Source organism: Halorussus salilacus (genome assembly GCF_024138125.1).
Lineage (GTDB): Archaea > Halobacteriota > Halobacteria > Halobacteriales > Haladaptataceae > Halorussus > Halorussus salilacus.
On the sequence record NZ_CP099993.1, the window covers coordinates 1340573 to 1362660 of the forward strand.

A 22088-nucleotide genomic window follows, 5' to 3' on the forward strand; every position below is an offset into this window, starting at 1 on the left:
GCAGGCGGCCTCAAGGGTTGCGAAACCGGAAGAGATGGCGGTTTCGGGCGACCGCCCGGAATCGGGTGCGGTCGGCGGCTCGAACTCGGGCGCGGTCGGCGGCTCGAACTCGGGCGCGGTCGGCGACCCGAAACCGGGCGCGGTCGGCGCGGCGCGCCGACCGCGCCGGTATGGACGCGCTTTTAAGCCCGCGAGAGCTACGTACGTCCATGATTTTCGAATCCCTGCCGACGACGCCCACGTCGGAGGAACTCATCGACAAGGCGTTCTCGCGGGCGTCGCGGGCCGGGCGGGCCAAGAGCGGCACACAGGCCCAGCAGTCGATGCTCCAGACGGCATCGAACATCCTGAGCGACAATCTGGGCAACGTCGCGACCGAGTGGCCCGACTTCCGCGAGGTCGACCCCTTCTACTACGAACTCGCCGACGCCATCGTGGACGTTGACGAACTCCGACAGAGCCTCTCGGAAATCCAGTGGGCCAGCAGGAAGACCCACGAGATCGGCCGCGAGTACCAGGGGAAGCTGACGGGCGACATCGACGTGGACAGGAAAATACGCAAGCAGGGGTTCGCCCGGCTCGCCGACGTGGTCGAGGAGGTCGCCGAGGACCTCGAACGGGTGGGCGCGGCCCGCAACGACCTCCGGACGCTCCCGGACATCGACCCCGACGAGCCGACCATCGTGGTCGCGGGCTACCCCAACGTCGGCAAGTCGTCGTTCGTCAACGCGGTCACCAACGCGCGCAACGAGATCGCGGAGTACCCCTTCACGACCAAGGGCGTCAGGGTCGGCCACTTCGAGCGCGACCGCATCCGCTACCAGATCGTCGACACGCCGGGACTGCTCGACCGCCCGGCCGACGAGCGAAACGACATCGAGAACCAGGCCGTCTCGGCGCTGACCCACCTCGCCGACGCCATCCTCTTCGTCGTCGACGCCAGCGGCTACTGCGGCTACCCCCTCGACGCCCAGCTCGACCTCCGGGACGCGCTTGCCGAGCGGTTCGGAGACGTTCCGGTCCTCACGGTCTGCAACAAGGCCGACCTCTCGACCGACGTGGACGCCGACGCCTACATGAGCGTCGAACGGGGCGACAGCGTGGAGGAGGTCCTCGACGCCGCGGTCGACGCGACCGGCTACGAACCCGAACTCCCCTTCGACGACGAGTAGCCTGCTGGCCGACCGGCCACCCCGCCGCCCGGTCCCGACTCGACCGGCGGCGGGTCCGACAGTTGGCCCGCGGCCTGTACGTCGGTGAACTGGACCTGTACCGCGGGCCGGTGGGCCGTCCGGTTCGCTATCTCCCGGCGGAGCGTCGCCGCGAGGTCGGGATACTCCGCGCCGGAGGGGCGGAACACGGTCACCACGACCGTCGGTCGAGCGTCGAACAGCGCGGCTCCGGGACCGTAATCGGTCCGGACGGTCGAGACGTTGAGGGCGTCGTACGCCGACCGGGACAGCACGTCGTCGACCGCTCGGTTGGTCCCGTACTCGTACTCGAAGTGCTGGTAGGTCCCGTACACGACGGCGACGCTCCCGACGACGAGGAGCAGGGCGACGACCGAAATCGCGGCTATCCTCGCGGGGGCCTCGAACGACGGAACGAGCGACCGTGGCGAGGAGTCGTACCCGAGCAGTTCGAGCGTGGCGAACACCGCGACGTTGATGCCGATGACCGTCACCGCCAGCACCGTCGACGCGCCGAGCGCGACGAGGTACTCGCCCCAGACGAGTGCGATTCCCGTCGCGGAAGCGCCGGGAATCAGCGCGGCGGCGATCATCACGCCGATGAGCGAGGTCGGTCCCTTGGTCGTCAGTCCGAACGCCGCGGCGGCCCCGGCGATGACGCCGACGGCGACCGTCAGGAACGTCGGCGCGGCCCGGTCGGCGATGACCACTATCGAGGTGATGTCGAGCACCGGCGGTACGAACGACAGCGTCTGGGCGACGAACGCGAAGAGCCCGGCACCGACGATTCCCGCGAGGAGTCCCACGACCTGCAACCGGACGCTGTCGGCGAACATGGCCCGGTCGCCCGCGATGGCGCCGACGCTGGCGGTGAGCATCGGACCGACCAGCGGCGCGATGACCATCGCGCCGACGATGATGGCGGGCGAGCCCACCAGCAGTCCCCCCGCGGCTATCATGGCGCTCAACACCACGAGCCCCACGAACGAGAGGGGGTCGCGGCTGAGGTCCTGGGACTTCGACTTGAGTTCCGGGACCGAGAGCGGGTCGTAGCGCGCGGCGTACCGGGTCATCAGCTCGTCGATAGTCCCGGTCGTCGCGGTCTCGCCGGTCGAGACCACCCGGTAGGCGTCGTCGGGAACGCCCGCCTCGTGGAGCGCGCCGAACACCTCGCCGGTCGCGTCGGTCGGAATCGGGAATTCGAGGAGGACCGACTCGTCGTCGTCCTCCAGCACGACGTACTCCACCCGTCGCTCGTCGAGTGCCTCCATCGCGGATTCGCGGTGTTCGTCGGGAACGAGAACGTGGACGACGCGCACGACGGTACCACGCGATACCGAGCGAAAAGCGTTCAGGCCGGAGGACGCCCGGGCGACAGCGAGTTCGGCTTCGACGTCAGTTGCGCTCGGAAAGTCGGATGTCGCCGCGCTCTCGGGCGCTCGACTCGCGGTGCGAGTCGAGCGCCGCTTCGACGCCGAGGATGTCGTCGAGACGGCGCTCGAACTCGGACTCGGAGACCTCGCCCGCGGCGTATCGCCGCTTGAGGACCGACACGGCGTCGTCGGCGTCGAGGGTCCGGGCGGGCGGCCGGACGACACCGCCCTCGGGGTACTCGCTCGCCGACTCGACGTTGCCGATGAGCGAGAGGTACACCGGCCAGAGGACGACCAGCGCGAGGCCGACGCCAGCGAGACCGACGCTCAGCGAGAGGAGCGCGAGTATCGGCCAGAAGGCGAAGGCCTCGACGACGGTCGTGATGGCGAACAACAGTCCCGTGGTGCCGACCGACCCGGCCACGGTCGCGAGCAGGAACCGGCCGAGCGGGCCGTCGGGCGTGTAGTGCTCGATTCGTGCGTGCCACGGGCGGAGGTCTGATGTCGAGGCTCGGGGACCGCGCATACGGCGACCTTCCGGACCCCGCGTAAAATCAGTTCCGTTGAATGTGTTCCTCGCTGACAGTCGGGGCGGGTCACCCGGTCGCGTTGTACGTCACCTGCACCTGCGCGGTCACCGTCACCGGGCCCGACTCGATGTCGGTCGAACTCCCCCCGGCGTCCTCGGCTTCGAGCGCCTGCGCGCGGAACGGTTCGAAGGTCACGTCGCCGGTCGAGACGCTGTGGACGCCCGTGATTTCGAGGTCGGCGCTCTCGGCGAGTACGTCGGCGTTCCCGCGGGCGTTGTCCATCGCGTCCCGGAGCGCCGCGGCGCGGACCGCCCGCCTGCGTTCCTCCGAGAGCGCGAGTTCGACGCTATCGACCCGGTCGGCCCCGTTCGAGACCGCGGCGTCGATGACCGGCCCGGCGCGGGTGACGTTCGAGACGGTCACCTCGAAGGCGTGAAAGCCCTCGAACCTCCGCTCGCGGTCGGCGGTCGTCTCGGTGTCGCGTCGCTGGTCGATGCTGTACGCGACCGTCCGGATGCGGTCGTCCGGAATCCCAACCTCGGCCAGCGCGGCCCGCATCCGGGAGGCGTTCTCCGCGAGGTCGGCCCGGACCGCGTCGCCGTCGTCGCCGCTGGCGACGACGGCGACGCGGACGATGGCCTGGTCGGGTTCGCCCTGAGCCTGCCCGGACGCCGCGACGCTGATTGTCTGGCCGCCGTCGGTCCGGTTCGTGTCCTGTGCCGAATTCGCGCTCACGTTCGCGGCGGCCGGGCCGACGACCCCGGCGACGCCCGCCGCCACGAGAAGCAGTGTCATCCCCACGACTGCGAGTGTTCCCCTGAACATCCCACCGCGGGTACGACGTACCCCCTCAAAAAGCTCCGGACGGGAACGGTCAGGCGCGTCGCAGGGCCGCGAGGACCAGCGCGACCACCGCGACCAGACCGGCGACCGGTCCGAACCCCGGGACTCGCTCGACGCCCGGCGACGCCGAAGTCGAGGTCGCGTCTGGCGACGCCGAGGTGGCGGTCTCGTCCGGCGAGTGCGAGGTCGAGGTCGCGTCCGGCGACACCGAGGTCGTGGTCGCCGTCGGGTCGGGGGTCGCCGACACCGTCGGCGTCGGGGTCCGGACCTCGCGGTCGCCGAACTCGACGGTCGCCTCGGACTCGGGACCGTCGTAGTACTCCGCACTGGCGTGTTCCTCGCGCGCGGCCCGAACCCGGAGTTCCCCGGTCGCCTCGCCACGGAGTCGGACGGTGAGGTCGGTCTTGGTGTCGGGGTCGACGGGAGCGCTCCCGAGTTCCGTCCCCTCCTCGTCGAGCACTCGCACCGCTCCGCCGTGGGAGAGTTCGGCGGTCGCGTTCACGGCGGTGTACCCCTCGACCTCGGTCACCTCGGCGTCGCGGACGGTCGCGTCCGGTTCGCGGACGGTCCCGTTGTAGCGGTCGACCACCTCGCCGTCGTGGACGAGTTCGAGCGCGTACCCCGTCCCGGGTTCGACCCCGCGGAGGTCGAGCGAGACGCCCGGCCACCCCGACCAGTCGACCGGTCCGGCCGCGTCGGTGAGCGTCCGACCGCCGTCGAGGGTCATCCGCGCGACGACGGCGTCCTCGGGGTCGACGTTGACCTTCACGCTCCGGTTCACCACCTCGGGCGCGAGCGGGTCGTAGGAATCGAACTGGCTGAACTCGGCTTCGGTCGTGTAGAGGTCGAACTCCGGTCCCGCGATTTCGTGGTCGTCGAGGTCGTACCCGAACGTCACCGCGAACCGGTCGCCGTCGCGGAGGTCGGCCGGGTCGTTCTCGCCGGGCCGGTAGCGCCGGTACTCGACCGCCTCGGTATCGACGAGGACGTACGTCGTCGTACCGTTTCGGTAGGCGGTCGCGTTCTCGCGGCCGAGCCTGACGACCTTCCGGGTCCGTTGCGGGCCCGGGTTCGTCTGGTCGATTCGGAGGTCGGCGTCGCCAGCCACCGCGTCGAGGAACCGGTCGGTCGTCGTTCCGTTTCGCGAATCGAGGTCGGACGCGAGTCGCTCGGAGTCGATGGCGACGACGAGGGTCTCGCCCGCGACCACTTCGTCGGCGGGGTCGGCGGTCCCGTTCGCTATCGCCGATTCGACCGCGTCGGCGTCGTCGAGGCCGACCGTCGTGGCGTACAGCGCGACGTCCTCGGCGTTGGCGGTGGGGGTCGCTCCCGCGGCCCCGAGACCGAGACCGAGGACGGTGACGAACAGGAGGGCGCTCGCGAGGGGGAGGGCAGGGCGCATCGTCCCCGAATTGCAGCAGAGTCATGTTATATCTTTGGAAGGTGGGGCGGGCCGACTCCGCGCTCGCGGTGCCCGGGGACGGACGGGACCGCTCAGGCCGGAACCGTCTCGGTGTCGACGAACCGGACCTGGACCGCGACCCGGTTGTCGGCGTGAGCGTTTATCCGCCTGCTCAACCGCTCGGCGAGGTCGGGGTACTCCTCGCCGGAGGGGCGGCCGACCGTGACCACGACCCTGCTCGACCGGGAGAACGTGGGGTCGTCGGTGGTCTGGAACTCGACGCCCAGGAGTTGCGCGCCGGGCGTGTCCACGACGACCTGCTTGACCTCGTCGCGCGCGTCCTCCTGAAAGCTCGCCGACTGCATGCTCGTGAAGGTGACCCCGCCGAGGAACACCGAGAGTATCGCGAGGGCCGCGAGCAGGACGCCCGCGCGCTTGAGGAGGTTGGCCCGCGTCTCGTCGAGCTGGAACCACTCGTTCGGTCGGTAGCCGAGGTACCAGAGGACGACAAGCCCCGAGAGGTTGATCGAGAGGAGGTTGACGAGGACGAGGACGCCCGAGCTGATGGCCGCCATCGGGTGGCCCCACGCGATGGAGATGCCGACCGCCGCGGCGGGCGGGACGAGCGCCGCGGCGATCATCACGCCCACCAGCGCCACCGAGACGCCCGACGCGACGCTGAGGACGCCCGCCGCGCCCGCGCCCAGCGCGACCACCAGCGAGAGGAAGTCGGGCGTCAGTCTGCCGCTTATCTGGGGGATGGTCGTCACGTCGGTTCCCGGCGGGACGAGGAAGCCGAACCGGACCGCGACCGCGAACACCGTCGCGCTCGCGATGGTCAGGGTCCCGCCGAGCACCTGAAACCGCAGGCCATCGCGGAACAGTTCGCGGTCGCCCAGCACCGTTCCGACGCTCGCCCCCACCGCGGGACCGATGAGCGGCGCGATGACCATCGACCCCACCACGACCGCCGGGGAGTCGAGCAGGAGGCCCGCGGTCGCGACCACCGCGCTGATTATCGTCATCGCGACGAACGTGGGGAACTCGGGCGACAGTGCGCTGGCGGTCGAGCGAATCTCCTGTCGGGAGATGCGGTCGGGGTCGCCGTTCCCCTCGGCGTACTTCCGTTCGAGCTTCTCGAATCGACGCGAGGTGTCGGTCTTGGCGTCGATGATGACGGCGTGGACCTCGTCGCCGAGTCCCGCGTCCTGTAGCCTGTCGAGGATGGGCTGGACCGCGTTGTTCGGTAGCGGGAAGTAGGCGATGTCGGTGTACTCCCGGCCGCTGGTCTCGTCGGTCAGCATGTAGTCGATGCCCTCCTCGTCGAGGACCCCGATGACCGTGTCTCGCTTTCCGGCCGGAATCGAGACCTGTACGAGCCGCATACTCGCAGATGACGCGGGGGCGGTAAATACCCCGGGGCCGCGGAAGCGGCGCGGTCGTCGCGCCAGCGACCGCGGCGAGGCCCTCGCGCCAGCGAGCGAGGGAGGCGTCACGCCGACCGGTCCCGGGAGCGTTCCCGGAGGAACACGTAGACGAACAGGCCGGGGAGCGCGAGCAGGCCGACCCCGACGCCCCACGCCAGCGGGCGGTCCTTCCCGCGTCGTCTGGCGTCCCGATGGACGTAGACCCCGACCGGGACGGCGAAGACGACTTCCGTGAGAGCGAGTCGGACGAGGGCGGGCGGGAGGTCCATGTCGGTCGCACAGAGGCGAGGGTGAAACGTCTTTCCCGAAACGGCTCCTCTCGACCGAGCGACCGCGGTCGCGGTCGCTCGGTCGCTCGGTCGCCCGGTCGCTCGGTCGCGGTCGCTCGGTCGCAGTCGCGGTCGCTCGGTCGAACCGCGGCCATTTTACCCCGACGCCCCGAAGGGCGGGTATGTTCGAGAGTCGCCCGGACCGCGGCGCGGAGGTCGTCTTCGTCGGCCGGTCGAACGTCGGGAAATCCACCCTGATGCGCGAGCTCACGGGCCACCACTTCGACACCGGGGGCAAGCCCGGCGTGACCCGCTCGCCCAACCACTACGACTGGACCAGCGAGGACTTCGTGCTGACCGACCTGCCCGGATTCGGGTTCATGTCGGGCGTCTCCGAGGAGCGCCGCGAGCAGATAAAGACCGACATCGTCCGGTACATCGAGGACCACGCCGACCAGATTCTGGTCGGCGTGCTGGTGGTCGACGGCAAGAGCGTCGTCGACATCATCGACCGCCACTCCGGCGAGGACGAGGTGCCCTACGACGTGGAGATGTTCTACTTCCTCCGGGACGTGGGCATCCCGGTCGTGGTCGCGGTCAACAAGATGGACAAGGTCGACGACGAGGACGAGCGACTGAACGAACTCTGCGACCGACTGGGCCTGCATCCGCCGTGGAAGCAGTGGCGCGACACCGTCGCGCCCATCTCAGCGAAGCGCGGGAACATCGACGCGCTGAACGAGGCGGTGAAGGAGAAGCTTCACGAGCAGAAGCGCGACGACCTCCTGAAGTTCTTCTCCTAGGTCGAGTTGCGGTTAGAGACTCTCTCCGAACTGATATCGACGAGGTGAACGCTAGGTCATCCTCCTCCCCCGCCCGCTCGCTACGAACCCTCTGCGAACACTCGACGACGAACACCCAGAAAGCCCCCGCCCGCTCGCGGTCGCTCTGACGGATATCTGCGCTCTCAGCACCGCCCGCGCAGATAGGGCCGTCAGAGACGACCACGTAAACGCGAGCGGGCGGCCCCTTTCAGTCCCGCCCCCGGTGGATTGGTTCTCCCGCCGATTCCCGGCGGATGGTTCACCCGCGCGTCTCCGGTGGAAGGGTCACCGAGCGCAGGAGTGCGAGCGCGGCGATTCTCGACGGGCGATGCAAACCGTTACCCGACGCGAGAGCGAATCGTCGGGCATGACCGACACCGAGGCCGCGGAGGACGAGTTCGACCCCGAGGCGTGGCGCGAGCAGTTGGAGAGCCACCGCGAGGAGAAAGACGAGTTCTTCGCGGAACACCCCCAGTCGCCGATTCCGCCCGAGGACCGCGAGGGGTTCTCGGGGCTGGAGTACTTCGACCCCGACCCCGACTACCGCGTGGTCGCGAGCGTCGAGGTCCACGAGAATCCGGGGCCCGTGGAGATGGACGTGACCGCGGGCGCGCCACAGCGGTACCTCCGGGTGGCGACCCTGCACTTCAAACTGGGCGAGGAGTACGAGCTGGCGGCCTACAGCCGGGAAGACCACGAGGGGCTGTTCGTCCCCTTCCGCGACAAGACCACGGGCCAGCAGACCGACGAGCACGGTCGGTACATGGAGTTCGAGGTGGAGGGAGAGTTAGCCGACACCGACGAGATGGTCGTGGACTTCAACCTCGCGTACTCGCCGTTCTGCGCCTACAGCGAAACGTTCGCGTGTCCCCTCCCGCCCGAGGAGAACTGGCTCGACACCGAGATTCTGGCGGGCGAGCGGACGCGGTGACGGCCAAGAGAGTATAAGGCACATACTAGGGGATTAACTGTCCCTAAGATGTATTGGGGTTGCGTTTATACATCTGCGCGGCCAGCGACGAGACGATGAGCGCAACCACTTGGAGCGACCCGAACGACTGTCCGTTCTGCGGGGCAGAGCTACCGAATCCCGGCGCGGGATTCGTCGACCACATCGGCGCGAACCCGGACTGCGAAGCGGGGTTCGAGGCGTGGCGCGAGCACATCGCCGGGGACGTGCCCGGCGGCTGGGGCGGGTAGGAACCGACCGCGCTCGGCCCGCGGCCGAGCGCGGCCGCTACGCCTCGACGTCGGGCGTCTCGTCTTCGTCCATCGTGACGAGTTCGCCGACGCCCTGTAGCCAGTCGACGCCCCACTTCATCGTCACCGGAACGAGCGCGGTGGTCAGCATCGCGAGGAACACGAGGATGGAGAACAGCTGCTGGTCGATGATGCCCGCGTTCAGGCCGATGGAGGCGATGATTATCTCGACGGTCCCGCGGCCGTTCATCCCGAGGCCGATGACGAACCCCTCCCGAGAGGTGAGGTCGGTCGGCAACGAGAAGGCCCACGACCCGACGATTTTCCCGACGAACGCGACACCGGTCAGCAGGGCGAGCAGGCCAACGTCGGAGGCGAACACGTCCAGCGTCAGGTCGAACGCCACGGTGACGAAGAAGATGGGCGCGAAGAAGCCGATGGCGAGGTCGTAGATGACGCCGTACACCTGCTCGTAGAGGTCGGGCTGGAGGTCGGCCTGCCGGAGAAAGAGCCCGGCGACGAACCCGCCGATGATCATGTGGAGGCCAGCGAGGTCGGCGAGGTACGCGAACACGAGCGCGACCACCATCGCCACGGTGAACGCCGAGGTCCGGTCGACGAACCCGTACCGCTCGCGGAGTTGCTCGAAGCGGGTCCACAGCGGCGGGAGGAACTTGTCGCCGATGATCAGCGCGACCGCGAAGAACGCCAGCGCCTTGCCCGCGATGGTCGCGATGGTCGTCGCCTCGACCGAACCCGCCTCGATGAAGCCGATGACGCCCGCGAACACGACCAGCACGCCCACGTCGGAGACCAGTGCGCCGCCGAGCAGGACCCCGGCGATGCGCGTATCGAGCAGGTCGAGGTCCACGAGGATGCGCGATTTGGTCGCCAGCGACGTCGCCGCCATGGCGATGCCGATGAACAGCGACGGCCCGGTCGCGAGTCCGATGAGTACCCCGGCGAGGTAGCCGAGGCCGAACGGGACGACGAATCCGCCGACCGCGACCAGCAACGACTTGCTCCCGAGTTCGAACAGGTCGTGGATGTCGACCTCCATGCCGACGTAGACCATCAGCAGGAACACGCCGAGTTCGGCGAGGATGTCGAGCTCCTCGGCTGGCTGGAGCAGTCCGAGCAGAGGCGGCCCGAAGACGACGCCAGCGAGGAGTTCGCCCATCAGCGCGGGGTAGCCGAGTCGCTCCGAGAGCGACCCGAACACCCACGCCAGCGCCAACACGAGCAGGAGATTGAGGATGTCGAAGCCGACGGCTTCTACCATCGGGTCGCCACCTCGGCGGGAATCGACCGTCGGTCGGAGAGCGAGTCACCCGCGGCTACGTGTCGTTTCGTGTGCATTGTCGGGGATGTCAGTCGAGTCGGATCGCGGTCGGCTCACTATCGGTGTTCATGCGAGGTACTTGCGTCGCGAGTAAGTTCATGCTGTCGGCGACGCCGACGGAGACGCCGATTCGGGTCGGTGTATCGTCGGTTCGGACCGGCGCGTCTGCGGGCCGAATCGGTGGGTCTGCAGAGCGCTACGTCCGGACGAATCCGGTCCGTCGTAGAGTCCCCGAAGCATCGGTGGCTCGCCCTACACACCGAACCGAGATAAATACTGGCATGTGATTACCGAATCGGTAATTATCGTTCCGTACGTTCCCGATTCGTTTTCGCCTGTCGCGTCGGCTCGACTCACTCCTCGCGCGAGTCGAACCGCTGGAACGACTGATAGTGTTCGCTCCGGATGAGGTCCTCCTCGACGACTTCGAGTCCGAGTTCGTTGAGGTCCTGACCGATTCGACTCAGGTCGTCGTGGTCGGTGCCGACCACGGTGGCGTGGATGTTCTCCTCGCCGGTCATGATCTCCCGGACCGCGACGACGCCCGGCACGTCGAGGGCCTCCTTGGCGAGTTCCTCGCGCTCGGGCATCGGCGCGGTGCAGACGATGAGGGTGTGGAGGGGGTAGCCCGCGAGTTCGTAGTCCACGTCGAGGGGGTAGCCCTTGATGACGTCGCAGTCTTCGAGTTTCCGGATGCGGTTTCGGACCGTGCTCGGAGCCACGTCCACCGACTCGGCGATGGTGCTGGCCGAGACGTGGCGGGCGTCGCGCTGGAGTTCGTGGAGGATGAACTCGTCGAGGTCGTCGAGGTCTTCGGTGTGCATACTCCCACCTCAGAACCCAGCCAAAGAGAAGTTTCGGTCACGGGATCGCCCCGGTGAGAGTTTCGGAAGCCCGGGTTTCAGGGCGCGACGCCGACGGTCAGCAGGGTGCCGAACTCCCGGTAGCGCTCGACCATCGCCTCGCGGGTCTCCCAGCTATCGGTCGGGAACGCGCTCTCGTCGGGAATCTCGGTCTCGCGGTCCGGGACGTTGTCCTGCTCGGCGACGTGAAGGCCCGCCTCGCGGAACGCCTCGCGGTACTCGGCGGCCGACCACCGGGTCATCTCCACGTCGATGTTCTCCTGCCACGAGTGCGAATGGACGTTCTCCTCGTAGTAGTTCACGGCGCAGAAGAAGGTGCCGCCCGGTCGCAGGACGCGGGCGACCTCCCGGAGGGTCTGGCGGGGGTCGTTGGCGTAGTAGAACGCCTCCATCGTGAAGGCGTGGTCGACGCTGTCGTCGGCGAACGGGAGGTGGTCGAAGTCACCGACAAGAAAGCCCACGTCGGGGTCGTCGGTGTACCCGCGGGCGTTTCGAGCCATCTCGGGCGACCCGTCGAGGCCGTAGGCCCGGCCCGCGCGCTTGGTGTCCCGGAGCGCGCGGGCGGCGTACCCGCTCCCGGTGCCGAGGTCGAGGACGACCTCGCCCTCCTCGACCGGCATCCGGGCCAGCACGTACTTGGCGGTGTGCCAGTGGCGGTCTTCCATCCCCTTGTCGCGGCCGTCTGCGGCCCAGTCGTCGAACTCCTCGCGAACGCTCATGGGTGAAAAATGACGGCTCACGACTAAAACGGGTTCGGTACCGAACGGTTGAGGCCTCTCTGCAATGGAACTCCGCTGAGTAAAATTATAGATCTATATAATAAACATTATATAATATTCTAGTAGAAAAATATAACTTTATTACTATCCAATAACTATTTGATGTCGGACTATACGACATTGACGAACAAAGGCGAACCTGAGATCGGGGAAGAAACCCTCAGTGTCTACCTGTATCCGAACGAAACAGGCGACAGAGAAGAGGCGAAAAACGAAGTCTACGATGCGGTGAAAAGCGCTTGTGACGAGATTTACGACAAGACAGCAGTGCAATACTACGAGATAGCACTCTACGACTACGAATCAAACGTGGACGAAGTCGAAGATGAAGACGACGGTGACACGTACTTCACCAACTTCAAAGACTGGCTCGGCGACCAGGGGTACTATGACTACAACGGCGTTCACCTAGGCGTCACTGATTCGACGAACTTCGCAAACGCCGAATACGTTGGAAAAGGCGAAACGTGCTGGGTAAACGGTACAGCGGCCTTCGTCGGAACCGCAGGCGGTTACGACGTGACGAATAATGACACGGCCCGATGGAAGAATCTCGCGGTCCAAGAGCCGATTCACAATATGGTCTCGATGGAGTACACCTACGTCGACGACCTGACGGAGGGTGACGAACACGACCTCGGTATAATCGACTCGGATGGCGATTCCACGCCGATGCTGACGTTCTACGAGCGCGACGATACCCACCCGACGCGGAAACACGACCGCTCCGGGAAGGGTGACTGCGCTCCCGATAACACCTGGGACAACACCCATAGGCTCGACCTGACGAGCTGTAGCATCGATGCCATCGACTACACTTCGTACCAAGAAACCATCAATTACTCATGAAAGAAATAAATCGACGGACGTTCACGAAAGCTGCGAGCGCATCGATACTTGGGACGACGGCGATGGGCGTCTCTGCCGGGGCCACACCCGTCAACGAGGATGTCTCTCTGCTCGAAGCCGGTCTTACCTTCGATATCGGTGAGACGGAGAACCTCGACCTCGATCGCCGTAACCGACCCGTTAAGTACGCACTCGACGCGAACAGTCAACAGCTACAGATTCTGACTGCCAGCGAAGAGGAGGTATCGGTCTTCGAGAACAGTAGCCGAATCGTCGACTTCCAAGGTGCGAAAGGCGACGTGACGAAAATCGGCGGGAATACAGTACAGAGCCTGAGCATCCAAAACCCAGAGATTGCCGAATCTGGTATTTACGCCCGCTCAGAACGCGGATACCGAGTCCCGGAATTCGAAGTCAACTGGGACGCAACGACGCCCGGTGAACTGCTTCAGTCGCCAGCAGTCAAAGAGATATCGTCTAACGACGGACTCTTTGAACTCCGGTTACCGACGACGAACATCGACATCCGAACGAAGGTCGTCCACGACGACCGCGTGGACCGGGACGACATACTGGAGTGGCGGAAGGGCAAAAAGACCGAATTCTCGACCGAGACACGAGCAGTCGACCCGTATCTCACTGTCGCGTACCACCGTGGAATCGACGTAAGCTCGGAGTAACCACTACAGTTCTTTTTTACGTCGATAGCAGATAAGTGTCGCTCGACCCTTCATACATAGCGAAGACTCACTTCGTCCACGCCACTATCTTGTCGCCGAATCGGTCGTCTTTGATACGACTCGATTCGTACGCGATACTGGGCTCGGTCAGTTCGGTCGTATCCGGAAGGTGGAAGACAGCAGTACCTGTTAGTTGCTCGTCCGGTGCTATCGCTCCACCCTGTGCAGTCCACCGTTGCGTAGTTGTTATTGCTTCGATTTCCCGGATGCGAATAGACGGGTCGAATTCAGGATGCTCCACGCTGTGTGTCTCGAGGATCTCTATCGTCCCGTCGAGGAGCGTAAAAAGTGGTCCATCAATCGGGAGTGTTTCCTCCGAAAGCATGTTGGAGAACGTGATCGGCACGATTGCGAGTGCCTCTCCGTCGGGCATCTCGTATGTTTCCCCATCGTAATCGAACGTCGCTTCGAGGGTCGGTGTCTCGACGGTAATTTCGAGTCCCGTATCGACATACGTCTCCCCAAACTGTCGTGTTACGTCGGGTTTCGAGAGGCTAGATTCCTCCTCGCTCGTAGTATCGGTTCGCGTTCCAGTGTTTCGTCTCTCGTGTTGGTCACTGGGCGTCCGCATGCCACAGCCCGAGAGGAACGTAGCGCCAATTAGAATGAGGGACCGGCGTGTGGAAGGCATCAATTTATAGTAAATTTCCTAACTACTTATTCTTTAGGATATTTCAACGAACGAAACAATTGGCACGGGATCCGAGTGTACTACATTTAAATTTATGGGTAGTCTCGTTTCCCTATGGGCGACCGGAGAAGGCGATTCGCGCTGTCGGACTCCGCCCAGCAGATGGTCGGGGGGTTCCTGCTGGCGGGGCCGTTCGTGGTCACCGAGGAGGTGTGGGTACTGGCGACCGACATGACCGTCCTCGAGGCGCTGTCGACGGTGCTCATCGTCTTCACCATCGGGTACGCCGCGCTCTACAAGGCCGACGACGAACGCGACCCCGACCGCGAGGCCGAGGTCGCGGGGGTCCCCTCGCGGTTCATCTCGCTCATGGTGGTGTCCTACGGGTCGGTGGTCATCCTCACGCTGGCGTTCGGCGTGCCCGGCACCTTCCTTCCGGAGACCTACGACGCGGGCGAGCCGACGATGGCGACGGTCACGACCACGCTGAAGGCCATCAGCGTCGGCGCGGTGTTCAGCGTGGTCGGCGCGGCGACCGCCGACAGCGTGTTCTGACCGACCGCCGACCGCCAACCCCTCGCCCGATTTCAGCCGCCGACCCGCACCCTTAAGTCGCCTCCCCGTATTATCCGTCGATATGGACTATCAGCTCGCCATCGAGAACGCCCCCGAATCGATACCCGGTGGCACGGGAATTCTCCTCCTGCATCCGAGCACCGGCGAGACCGACCGCATCGACACTGACTTTCTGAAGACCGACACCGACCGTTTCCTCGTCATCTCGACCCGAACCACCGCGCGCGAAGTGAAGCAGAAACTCGACCACTACGACGTAGACGAGAGCAGTGCCGAGATTCTGGACACCCTCAGCATCGAACGCGGTTACTCCCGGCGAAGCACCGACAACGTCCACTACGTCTCCTCGCCCGACGATCTGGAGGGAATTCTGGAGATCACCCGCCGGTTCCTCGAATCGACGGACGGAAAACGGCGCATCAGCCTCGACTCCATCACCGAGATGGCCTACTACGCCGACGAGGCCCGCGTCCGTGACCTCATCCGCGAGATGCTCGACCTCCTCGACGAACACGACGCCGTCGCGCTGTTCCACCTCTCGAAGGGCGTCCACGACGAGACCCACGTCGAGAAGTTCATGGGACTGTTCGACGCGATAGTCGATCTGGACCGCGATGGCGAGGTCGCGAGCGACTTCGAGGGTATCTGATATCCGGAACCGTTTGTAACCGAGTTCGAGGGGATTCGTGAGGGCAATCGGCGAGCGCACGAACCGTGCGCTCGCCGATTGCTCGTCGCGAAAAGCGGGCCGGGAGGGATTGTGAACTACGTCGAGACGTTCCGGGCGTGCGGCCTTCGCTCGCGGTTTCACCGCTCGCAGTCGTGTGAGCGACGCGACGCGTCGCTCGCGGAATTGCTCGCGGAAGGAATACGGGCTGGAAGGGATTTGAACCCCTGACCGTCTGGTTAAAAGCCAGACGCTCTGCCTAACTGAGCTACCAGCCCTCGCCATCCGCTTGTAGGTGGTGAGAGTTAAACGTTTACTATCGCTCGGAAGTTTTACCACGACCACCTCGGTTGACTCTCTCATGGACGAGTTCGCGAACGAGCGCGACGCCGACCTCCGGGAGTTCGTCACCGAGTTCCTGCGATTCGACACGACCGACGGGAACGAAGCGCCCGCACAGGAGTGGTTCCGCGACCGACTCGACGAGATGGGCTTCGAGACCTACGAGTGGACCGCCGACGCCGAGCAGTTGGCCGCCCACCCCTCGTTCCCGGACGACCCCGCCGAGATTCCGGTGGCCGACCGGCCGAGCGTCGGGGGCGTGCTGGAGTTCGGAAATCCGGAGGCGGGGGCGACGCTGGTGCTGAACGGCCACGTCGACGTGGTCCCCGCCGCCAGCGAGTCGTGGGCGAGCGACCCCTTCGAACCCGAGTGGGACGAAGGGCACGAAGGGGACGAAGGGGACGAAGCGGGAGAGGGCAACGAGACGGACCGCCAGACGACGCTCACCGCCCGCGGCGCGGCCGACATGAAGACGGGGCTGGCGACCTGCGTGTTCGCCGCGAAGCACCTCCACGAGTCGGACCCGGACCTCGACGGCCGCCTCGTCGTCGAGAGCGTGGTCGGCGAGGAGGAAGGCGGCGTCGGCGCGGCCGCAGCCGCGCTCTCGAACCCCTACCCCTTCGAGCGCGACGCCGCAATCATCGCCGAACCCACCGAACTCCGGCCCATCGTCGCCTCCGAGGGGTCGGTGATGAAGCGGTTGCGACTCACCGGCCGGTCGGCCCACGCCGCCTCCCGGTGGCAGGGCGTCGACGTGCTCCCGAAGTTCGCGGCGATTCGGAACGCCTTGATGGCCCTCGAAGCCGAGCGCGGCGAGACGGTGACCCACCCCCTCTACGAGGAGTTCCCGGTGAAGTGGCCGGTCGTGTTCGGCCGGGTCGAGGCGGGCGACTGGGCCTCCTCGGTCCCGTCGGACCTCACCGCCGAGATTCGCATCGGGGTCGCGCCCGGCGAGACCGTCGAGGAGGTCGAAGCCCAGTTCGAGGAGCGACTCGCCGAGGTCGTCGCCGACGACGAGTGGCTCGCCGAGCATCCCCCGGCGTTCGAGCGCTTCTCGGTCCAGTTCGAACCGTCCGAGATATCGCCCGACGAACCCGTCGTCGGTGCGGTCCAGCGCGCGATGGCGACCCGCGGCCTCTCCGACACTCAGGCGCGGGGCGCGACCTACGGTGCCGACGCTCGCCACTACATCGACGCCGGAATCCCGACGGTCATGTTCGGGCCGGGGAGCATCGAGCAGGCCCACTTCCCCGACGAGACCATCGAGTGGTCGGAGGTGCTGACCGCGGGCGACGTGCTGGCGGAGTCGGCGCGGGAGTACTTAGGATAGCCACTCATCCAACGCCTCGGCGACCACGGCGTCGGGGCTCTTGCCCTCCAGCGCGGCCGCCCGTCGGAGTTCCCGGTAGGTGTCCTCGGGGAGCGTAATCGAGAGTTCGCCCGGCGAGACGCCCTGTTCGGCGAGCGCGTCGGCGACGCGCTCGCCGCGGTTGACCGCGCTGGCGACCGACCGGACCTCCCGGACCGTGAGGTCGCCGTCGAGGACGGCCCACGCGAGCGAGAAGCGGTCCTCGCCGTCCACGCGGGCGATGTGCTTCGCGGCGGTCGGCGCGATGTGGCCCATGGCGACGTACCGCCGGATGGACTGGGGCAGGTCGTGGACGCGCGCCCACTTGCGGACGAACGCCACGGTCACCTCGCCGCCCGCGCGCTCGGCGGCCTCCTTGTACGACCCCACCCCGCGGACGAGCGCGGCGCAGGCGGCCGCCCCGCGGAGCATGTAGACGTTGTCGGTGCCTCCTGCGGTGTTCTCGGCGAACTGGTGGGCGGTCTCGGCGGCCTCCGCGAGGCTGTCGGCGTCCTCGGGGTCGAACGCCTTCGCCTGCTCGGCCGACTGGCCCGTGACCGCCTCGTCGCCCCGGACCACCGGCTCGCCGACCGGGGACTCGCGGTCGGTCGGCGGCCCCCCGTCTCCTCGGTCGCTCATCACTCGAACCGTGGCGCGCCCACCTCAAAAACCCGGGGGTACGCGGGATTTTCGCCGTCACTCCCCGGTGGCGTTTCCGTCCCACGCGGCCGCGCTCGTCCCGTTCGCACTCTCGTCGCCGGTCCCGAGGCGCTCGGCGTCGTAGCCGCCCTCGACCTCGACGCGCCAGACGACGCTCCCGTTCGGCGCGACTTCGAGCACGCGACCCCCGTCGGTGTCGGTCACGAGCGTGTGGTCGTTGGGCAGGCGGTCGGCGTCGCGGGGCCAGTCGAGTCGGTCGTCGCTCCACGACCAGACTTCGGTCCACTCGCCGCCCTCGCTCTCGTTCTCGTTCTCGCGCCAGAACTCGACCACCCGGTCGTTCTCGCTGTCGGCCAGCAGGACGGCGGGACCCCCGCGCTCGCCGGGGATGTAGTCGGGGTTGTGCTGTTCGTAGATGGTGTCATGGTCGCCGTCGCTCCCGAGCGTCCAGTCGTCGACGACGCCGGTCTCGGGGTCGAGGAAGACGACCTGGTCCTGATTGCGGAGGCTGACCATCACCCGGCCGTCGTCGAGCATCTCCACGTCGTTGAGGTGAGTCCAGTCGCGGGAGAAGGGACCGCCGCTCGCGAAGTCGAAGTCGCTCTGGGCCTGCCACTCCCACTCGATTATCCCGGTGGTCGTGTTCACGACGAAGACCCGGTCGCGGGCGATGTCGCCGACGAGCAGGCGGTCGTCGGCGACCCGGTCCATGTCGTGTAGCTGGCCGCGCTCGACCGAGGTCAGGTAGGTGTACTCGCGGGTGACCTCCCCCGTGGACATGTTGACGCGCTCGTAGACGTTCCGCCAGCAGGCGACCTCTGCGTCGCACTCCTCGGGGGAGAGGCGGTCGGCCGCGACGTACTCGACCGTCGCGGCCTCGCCGGGAACGGGGTCGACGTCGTTGTACACACGCCACGAGTCGTTGCGGTACAGCACCGACCCGTCGGGCGCGTAGGCCGCGACGAAGTTGGCTCGCGACCCGCCCTCGGTCCGCTCGCTGGTCGTCACCACCGTGGCGTTCTCGTAGGCGTCGGGGGAGTCGGGACCCGCCGCCTGCTCGACTGTCGGCCCGGAGGCGGCCGCCTCCGGGCCGACGGTCGCCGAACCGCCCGCCAACGGCGCGGTCCCCGCGGTGTATCCGAAGACGAGTCCTCCGGCGACGGCGAGCGCGGCCAGCGCGAACAGCGACGCGAGGACGCGTCTCGTCGGCGAAGCGGCGGTCGAGGTACCCGGTCGGACCATCGCCGGAGCGTCGACCGAGCGACGGGTAAATCGGCCCCATCGTTCAGCACCGTTCCGGGGACGGACGCGGCGATTGAAGTCGGCTGGCCGACGTTAGTCGCGCCTTACCTCCGGGCTCCCGGGGGAATCGCGTGACGCGGGAACGGCAGTAATCGCTTTCCGTCTCGCGGTCCCACTCCACGACGGGAGAGATGAGGATTTTCAGCCGACTCAGGAGACGGATTCGCGGAGAGACGAGCGGCGCGTACGTCTGTACCCTCTGTGGCGCGACGTTCGAGAAGCGGGGTCCCGTTCTCTGCCCGGCGTGCCGGGGGTTGGTGGTCGCCCGGGACGATTAACGGTCCCGCCAGGCGTCCCCGTCGGCGCGCTCGCGCCACTCGGCCTGCTGCGCTCGTTCCGAGACGTGATCGATGCCGTCGGCCAGTTCCTCGCGCACGGAGGCCTCGAAATCGGTGAGTTCCGAGAGGAACCCCTCCTCGAACGCCGAGACCACCTCGTAGGTCCACATGTCGCCGACGACGCCCGCGGGGAGGTGGCGGTCCCGGAGCTCGTCGGCCAGTTCGTCGCGGCCCGCCTCCCGGAGCTGCTCGCGGGCCGACTCGAAGCGGTCGCCCGCCCGCCCGACCTCGTGGTGGAAATCGAGCAGGTCGCCGTACCCGCGCCGGACGTGTTCGATGCCGACCTGCATCTCGTGGAGCGCGCGCCTCTCGGCGTCGGAGAGCTCCGGGTCGGGTTCCTCGGACATGCACGAGCGTTCGACGTGCCGAGTCAAATGCTTTCTCGCGGGTCGGCACCCGCGGGTCCGCCCACGAGTCCGCGCGAGGGTTTATGTGCCATCGGGCGACTACTCCCTCATAGCGCATGGAAGTGACCGACTTCGACCCGGTCGAGTGCCCCGTGGCCGACTGCGAGTACAGCGACCGCATCCGCTCGGTCGCCGGGCACGTCAGCGAGTCCGACGACGGCCGCCACTCGTGGTCCCGCCTCGGCTACGACGGCGCGCGCGACTTCGTGATGACCGAAAAGCGCCGCCAGCGAGGCGACGGGGAGTCGTCCGGCGCGTCCGAAACGTCGGCGGGCTCCGCAACACCGTCCCGCGACTCCGCGACACCGTCCCGCGACTCCGCGAGGGCGTCCGGCGCGGCCCGCGACTCGACCGACGACGACCGCGAGCCGTTCGACCTCGGCATCGAGCGCGACGCGCTCGTCCTGCTCTCGCTCGCCGACGAGTACGACTTCGAGACGCTCGACGACCTCGACACCTCCCAGCTCGTCGACCTCTACAGCCTGCTGTCGGACCTCAAGAGTTCGGCCGAGGACGCCCGAAAGGAGGTCCGGGACGCGCTCATCGACGCGACCGGCGAGGAGGGCCAGCTCACCGCCGACCTCGGTTCGGTCAGTCGCTACTCCTACGAGCGCCGGAGTCTCAAGGACGACGCGGCGGTCCGAACCGCGGTCCGGGACGCGGGCGTCGACCCCGTCTCGGTCCGGAGCTTCGACTCGAAGAAGCTGCGGGAGGCCGCCGAAGACGGCCTCCTCGACGAGGAGGCCGTCTTCGACTTCGAGGAACGGACCCAGATCCGCAAAGGGAAGACGAACGAGAACGGTCGCTGGGAGCGCTTCCAGCGACTCCCCGAGGAACTCCGGTCGTTCGCGGAGGACGACTGACTCCGGTCGTTCGCGGAGGACGACTGGCTCGCCGGGGCCGGAGAGCGACCAGCGAGACGGTCGAAAAACGCCGACCGCCAGTGAAGGCGTCGAAAAAACGCCAGCGGTAGCTTATTTACGCCCGAAAGCGTCGAACGTGACATGAACGCCGTCGTCGTCGGAGGTGGCATCGTCGGGCTGTCGTCTGCGTACTATCTGGCGCGGGCGGGCGTCGACGTGACCCTCGTCGAGAAGGGGTCGCTCGGGACGGGGAGCACCGCCCGGTCGGCGGGCGGCATCAGGAGCCAGTTCTCGACGGCGGTCAACGTCCGGCTGTCGGTCGCGAGCCGGGAGGTGTGGGACGCCTTCGAGGCGGAGTTCGGCGTCGACATGGCGTATCGCAAGTCCGGCTACCTCTTCGTCGCCCGGACCGACGAGACCGCGGCGCGGTTCCGCGAGAACGTCGCGATGCAGAACGACCTCGGCGTCGACAGCGAGTATCTCGACCCCGCGGACGCTCGCGAGCGCTGTCCCGGCCTCGTCGCCGACCGGTTCGTGGCCGCGACCTACAACGCCGAGGACGGGTTCGCCGACCCGAACCTCGCGGTGCAGGGGTACGCCGAGGCCGGGCGGGAGGCGGGCGTCGAGATTCGAACCGGGACCGCCGTCACCGACGTGCTCACAGACGGCGACGCCGTGGTCGGCGTCGAGACCCACGACGGCCGACTCGACGCCGGCTTCGTGGTCAACGCGGCGGGCGCGTGGGCCGGGCAGGTGGGCGCGATGGCGGGCGTCGACCTCCCCATCTCCCCGCGCCGCCGCCAGATCGCGGTGGTCGAGCCCAGTCGGTCGCTCGCCGAGGACGTGCCCCTGACCATCGACCTCGACACGGGGTCGTACTTCCGACCCGAGCGCGACGGGGCCGCGCTCGTCGGCGGGCAGTTCGACGGCGAGGACCCCGCCGTGGACCCCGACGCCTACTCGGAATCGATGGACATCGAGTGGGCCGCGACGGCGGTCGAGCGCGCCGCCGACTACGCGAGCTACTTCGACGGCGACTCGCGAATCCGCAGGGGCTGGGCGGGGCTGTACGCAGTGACCCCCGACCACCACCCCGTCGTCGAGGAGACGGTCCCCGGACTGATCACGGCCGCGGGGTTCTCGGGCCACGGCTTCCAGCACGCGCCCGCGACGGGGCAAGTCGTCGCCGAGCTCTGCGTCGACGGGGAGGCCTCGCTCGTGGACCTGAGCCGATTGGCGAGCGACCGGTTCGACGAGGGCGAGGAGGTCGTCGAGCGCAACGTCGCCTGAAGGAGGACAACGTTGATGGGCCGCGCTTGCGTC

At 67.1% G+C, this 22088-nt stretch carries 24 protein-coding genes and 1 tRNA gene; 11 read left to right on the plus strand and 14 right to left on the minus strand.

Annotation, left to right across the window (positions count from 1 at the left end):
- The first annotated feature begins 209 nt into the window (after positions 1-209).
- On the plus strand, positions 210-1172 hold the full coding sequence (locus NGM10_RS06885) for an NOG1 family protein (RefSeq protein WP_253483271.1): 963 nt from the start codon (positions 210-212) through the stop codon (positions 1170-1172).
- On the opposite strand, the gene NGM10_RS06890 is transcribed toward NGM10_RS06885, so the two are convergent.
- The 6 genes from NGM10_RS06890 to NGM10_RS06915 form a co-directional block, all read right to left on the minus strand.
- Positions 1139-2509, minus strand: coding sequence for a DUF389 domain-containing protein (locus NGM10_RS06890; protein ID WP_253483274.1), 1371 nt, complete (start codon positions 2507-2509; stop codon positions 1139-1141). The two genes, NGM10_RS06885 and NGM10_RS06890, sit on opposite strands and share 34 nt — an antisense overlap.
- A gap of 76 nt (positions 2510-2585) precedes the next feature.
- Positions 2586-3089, minus strand: a complete 504-nt coding sequence (locus NGM10_RS06895) for an SHOCT domain-containing protein (protein ID WP_253483277.1) — start codon at positions 3087-3089, stop codon at positions 2586-2588.
- A gap of 70 nt (positions 3090-3159) precedes the next feature.
- Complete coding sequence (locus tag NGM10_RS06900; RefSeq protein WP_253483280.1) at positions 3160-3918, minus strand: SIMPL domain-containing protein; 759 nt, start codon at positions 3916-3918, stop codon at positions 3160-3162.
- Between the two features lie 49 nt (positions 3919-3967).
- Positions 3968-5338 (minus strand): hypothetical protein, encoded by a 1371-nt coding sequence (locus NGM10_RS06905; protein WP_253483283.1) that lies wholly within the window; start codon positions 5336-5338, stop codon positions 3968-3970.
- Between the two features lie 92 nt (positions 5339-5430).
- A complete protein-coding gene (locus NGM10_RS06910; protein WP_253483286.1) occupies positions 5431-6723 on the minus strand; it encodes a TIGR00341 family protein in 1293 nt (430 codons plus the stop codon).
- A gap of 107 nt (positions 6724-6830) precedes the next feature.
- Positions 6831-7034, minus strand: coding sequence for a hypothetical protein (locus NGM10_RS06915; protein WP_253483290.1), 204 nt, complete (start codon positions 7032-7034; stop codon positions 6831-6833).
- Between the two features lie 182 nt (positions 7035-7216).
- Between NGM10_RS06915 and engB the strand changes: the two genes are divergently transcribed.
- From engB to NGM10_RS06930, 3 genes are all read left to right on the plus strand, one after another.
- The gene (engB, locus tag NGM10_RS06920) at positions 7217-7837 is read left to right on the plus strand and encodes a GTP-binding protein EngB (RefSeq protein WP_253483293.1); all 621 of its coding nucleotides are present in this window, start codon (positions 7217-7219) and stop codon (positions 7835-7837) included.
- Between the two features lie 388 nt (positions 7838-8225).
- Positions 8226-8789 (plus strand): DUF1684 domain-containing protein, encoded by a 564-nt coding sequence (locus NGM10_RS06925; protein ID WP_253483296.1) that lies wholly within the window; start codon positions 8226-8228, stop codon positions 8787-8789.
- Positions 8790-8884: 95 nt separating this feature from the next.
- Complete coding sequence (locus tag NGM10_RS06930; RefSeq protein WP_253483298.1) at positions 8885-9058, plus strand: DUF7501 family protein; 174 nt, start codon at positions 8885-8887, stop codon at positions 9056-9058.
- 37 nt (positions 9059-9095) lie between these two features.
- On the opposite strand, the gene NGM10_RS06935 is transcribed toward NGM10_RS06930, so the two are convergent.
- From NGM10_RS06935 to NGM10_RS06945, 3 genes are all read right to left on the minus strand, one after another.
- The gene (locus NGM10_RS06935; RefSeq protein WP_253483300.1) at positions 9096-10340 is read right to left on the minus strand and encodes a cation:proton antiporter; all 1245 of its coding nucleotides are present in this window, start codon (positions 10338-10340) and stop codon (positions 9096-9098) included.
- A 413-nt stretch (positions 10341-10753) separates the two neighbouring features.
- Positions 10754-11224, minus strand: a complete 471-nt coding sequence (locus tag NGM10_RS06940) for an Lrp/AsnC family transcriptional regulator (protein WP_253483303.1) — start codon at positions 11222-11224, stop codon at positions 10754-10756.
- A 77-nt stretch (positions 11225-11301) separates the two neighbouring features.
- Complete coding sequence (locus NGM10_RS06945) at positions 11302-11982, minus strand: class I SAM-dependent methyltransferase (RefSeq protein ID WP_253483305.1); 681 nt, start codon at positions 11980-11982, stop codon at positions 11302-11304.
- A 162-nt stretch (positions 11983-12144) separates the two neighbouring features.
- Here NGM10_RS06945 and NGM10_RS06950 point away from each other — a divergent pair, with 162 nt between their 5' ends.
- Together NGM10_RS06950 and NGM10_RS06955 are read left to right on the plus strand one after the other, a co-directional pair.
- Complete coding sequence (locus NGM10_RS06950; protein ID WP_253483308.1) at positions 12145-12891, plus strand: hypothetical protein; 747 nt, start codon at positions 12145-12147, stop codon at positions 12889-12891.
- A 62-nt stretch (positions 12892-12953) separates the two neighbouring features.
- Entirely contained in the window at positions 12954-13571 is a 618-nt protein-coding gene (locus NGM10_RS06955; RefSeq protein ID WP_253483311.1) for a hypothetical protein, read from the plus strand.
- A 67-nt stretch (positions 13572-13638) separates the two neighbouring features.
- Here the strand turns inward: NGM10_RS06955 and NGM10_RS06960 are convergent, their stop codons facing one another.
- On the minus strand, positions 13639-14262 hold the full coding sequence (locus NGM10_RS06960; protein ID WP_253483314.1) for a hypothetical protein: 624 nt from the start codon (positions 14260-14262) through the stop codon (positions 13639-13641).
- A 114-nt stretch (positions 14263-14376) separates the two neighbouring features.
- On the opposite strand from NGM10_RS06960, the gene NGM10_RS06965 reads away from it, so the two are divergent.
- Both NGM10_RS06965 and NGM10_RS06970 read left to right on the plus strand, forming a co-directional pair.
- The gene (locus NGM10_RS06965; protein ID WP_253483317.1) at positions 14377-14817 is read left to right on the plus strand and encodes a DUF2391 family protein; all 441 of its coding nucleotides are present in this window, start codon (positions 14377-14379) and stop codon (positions 14815-14817) included.
- Between the two features lie 82 nt (positions 14818-14899).
- A complete protein-coding gene (locus NGM10_RS06970) occupies positions 14900-15487 on the plus strand; it encodes a DUF7090 family protein (RefSeq protein ID WP_253483319.1) in 588 nt (195 codons plus the stop codon).
- Between the two features lie 222 nt (positions 15488-15709).
- Here the strand turns inward: NGM10_RS06970 and NGM10_RS06975 are convergent.
- Positions 15710-15783, minus strand: a tRNA-Lys gene (locus tag NGM10_RS06975).
- Positions 15784-15866: 83 nt separating this feature from the next.
- Here NGM10_RS06975 and NGM10_RS06980 point away from each other — a divergent pair.
- Positions 15867-17177: a M20/M25/M40 family metallo-hydrolase gene (locus tag NGM10_RS06980; protein WP_253483322.1), complete on the plus strand. Its 1311-nt coding sequence runs from the start codon at positions 15867-15869 to the stop codon at positions 17175-17177.
- Here the strand turns inward: NGM10_RS06980 and NGM10_RS06985 are convergent.
- From NGM10_RS06985 to NGM10_RS06995, 3 genes are all read right to left on the minus strand, one after another.
- A complete protein-coding gene (locus tag NGM10_RS06985; RefSeq protein WP_253483324.1) occupies positions 17169-17834 on the minus strand; it encodes a DUF7119 family protein in 666 nt (221 codons plus the stop codon). The two genes, NGM10_RS06980 and NGM10_RS06985, sit on opposite strands and share 9 nt — an antisense overlap.
- A gap of 57 nt (positions 17835-17891) precedes the next feature.
- Complete coding sequence (locus tag NGM10_RS06990; protein ID WP_253483327.1) at positions 17892-19097, minus strand: arylsulfotransferase family protein; 1206 nt, start codon at positions 19095-19097, stop codon at positions 17892-17894.
- A 334-nt stretch (positions 19098-19431) separates the two neighbouring features.
- The gene (locus NGM10_RS06995) at positions 19432-19842 is read right to left on the minus strand and encodes a hypothetical protein (protein ID WP_253483330.1); all 411 of its coding nucleotides are present in this window, start codon (positions 19840-19842) and stop codon (positions 19432-19434) included.
- Between the two features lie 116 nt (positions 19843-19958).
- On the opposite strand from NGM10_RS06995, the gene NGM10_RS07000 reads away from it, so the two are divergent.
- Positions 19959-20765, plus strand: coding sequence for a DUF7983 family protein (locus tag NGM10_RS07000; protein ID WP_253483332.1), 807 nt, complete (start codon positions 19959-19961; stop codon positions 20763-20765).
- Positions 20766-20906: 141 nt separating this feature from the next.
- Entirely contained in the window at positions 20907-22055 is a 1149-nt protein-coding gene (locus tag NGM10_RS07005; protein ID WP_253483335.1) for an NAD(P)/FAD-dependent oxidoreductase, read from the plus strand.
- Positions 22056-22088 lie beyond the last annotated feature (33 nt).

Coding starts and splice junctions, on each gene's coding strand:
- NGM10_RS06940 (WP_253483303.1), bottom strand. CDS start 11,224: ATGCACACCGAAGACCTCGACGACCTCGACGAGTTCATCCTCCACGAA.
- NGM10_RS06945 (WP_253483305.1), bottom strand. CDS start 11,982: ATGAGCGTTCGCGAGGAGTTCGACGACTGGGCCGCAGACGGCCGCGAC.
- NGM10_RS06910 (WP_253483286.1), bottom strand. CDS start 6,723: ATGCGGCTCGTACAGGTCTCGATTCCGGCCGGAAAGCGAGACACGGTC.
- NGM10_RS07000 (WP_253483332.1), top strand. CDS start 19,959: ATGGAAGTGACCGACTTCGACCCGGTCGAGTGCCCCGTGGCCGACTGC.
- engB (WP_253483293.1), top strand. CDS start 7,217: ATGTTCGAGAGTCGCCCGGACCGCGGCGCGGAGGTCGTCTTCGTCGGC.
- NGM10_RS06955 (WP_253483311.1), top strand. CDS start 12,954: ATGGGCGTCTCTGCCGGGGCCACACCCGTCAACGAGGATGTCTCTCTG.
- NGM10_RS06905 (WP_253483283.1), bottom strand. CDS start 5,338: ATGCGCCCTGCCCTCCCCCTCGCGAGCGCCCTCCTGTTCGTCACCGTC.
- NGM10_RS06915 (WP_253483290.1), bottom strand. CDS start 7,034: ATGGACCTCCCGCCCGCCCTCGTCCGACTCGCTCTCACGGAAGTCGTC.
- NGM10_RS06950 (WP_253483308.1), top strand. CDS start 12,145: ATGTCGGACTATACGACATTGACGAACAAAGGCGAACCTGAGATCGGG.
- NGM10_RS06970 (WP_253483319.1), top strand. CDS start 14,900: ATGGACTATCAGCTCGCCATCGAGAACGCCCCCGAATCGATACCCGGT.
- NGM10_RS06925 (WP_253483296.1), top strand. CDS start 8,226: ATGACCGACACCGAGGCCGCGGAGGACGAGTTCGACCCCGAGGCGTGG.
- NGM10_RS06990 (WP_253483327.1), bottom strand. CDS start 19,097: ATGGTCCGACCGGGTACCTCGACCGCCGCTTCGCCGACGAGACGCGTC.
- NGM10_RS06995 (WP_253483330.1), bottom strand. CDS start 19,842: ATGTCCGAGGAACCCGACCCGGAGCTCTCCGACGCCGAGAGGCGCGCG.
- NGM10_RS06980 (WP_253483322.1), top strand. CDS start 15,867: ATGGACGAGTTCGCGAACGAGCGCGACGCCGACCTCCGGGAGTTCGTC.
- NGM10_RS06960 (WP_253483314.1), bottom strand. CDS start 14,262: ATGCCTTCCACACGCCGGTCCCTCATTCTAATTGGCGCTACGTTCCTC.
- NGM10_RS06895 (WP_253483277.1), bottom strand. CDS start 3,089: ATGCGCGGTCCCCGAGCCTCGACATCAGACCTCCGCCCGTGGCACGCA.
- NGM10_RS06985 (WP_253483324.1), bottom strand. CDS start 17,834: ATGAGCGACCGAGGAGACGGGGGGCCGCCGACCGACCGCGAGTCCCCG.
- NGM10_RS06885 (WP_253483271.1), top strand. CDS start 210: ATGATTTTCGAATCCCTGCCGACGACGCCCACGTCGGAGGAACTCATC.
- NGM10_RS06930 (WP_253483298.1), top strand. CDS start 8,885: ATGAGCGCAACCACTTGGAGCGACCCGAACGACTGTCCGTTCTGCGGG.
- NGM10_RS06935 (WP_253483300.1), bottom strand. CDS start 10,340: ATGGTAGAAGCCGTCGGCTTCGACATCCTCAATCTCCTGCTCGTGTTG.
- NGM10_RS06965 (WP_253483317.1), top strand. CDS start 14,377: ATGGGCGACCGGAGAAGGCGATTCGCGCTGTCGGACTCCGCCCAGCAG.
- NGM10_RS06900 (WP_253483280.1), bottom strand. CDS start 3,918: ATGTTCAGGGGAACACTCGCAGTCGTGGGGATGACACTGCTTCTCGTG.
- NGM10_RS07005 (WP_253483335.1), top strand. CDS start 20,907: ATGAACGCCGTCGTCGTCGGAGGTGGCATCGTCGGGCTGTCGTCTGCG.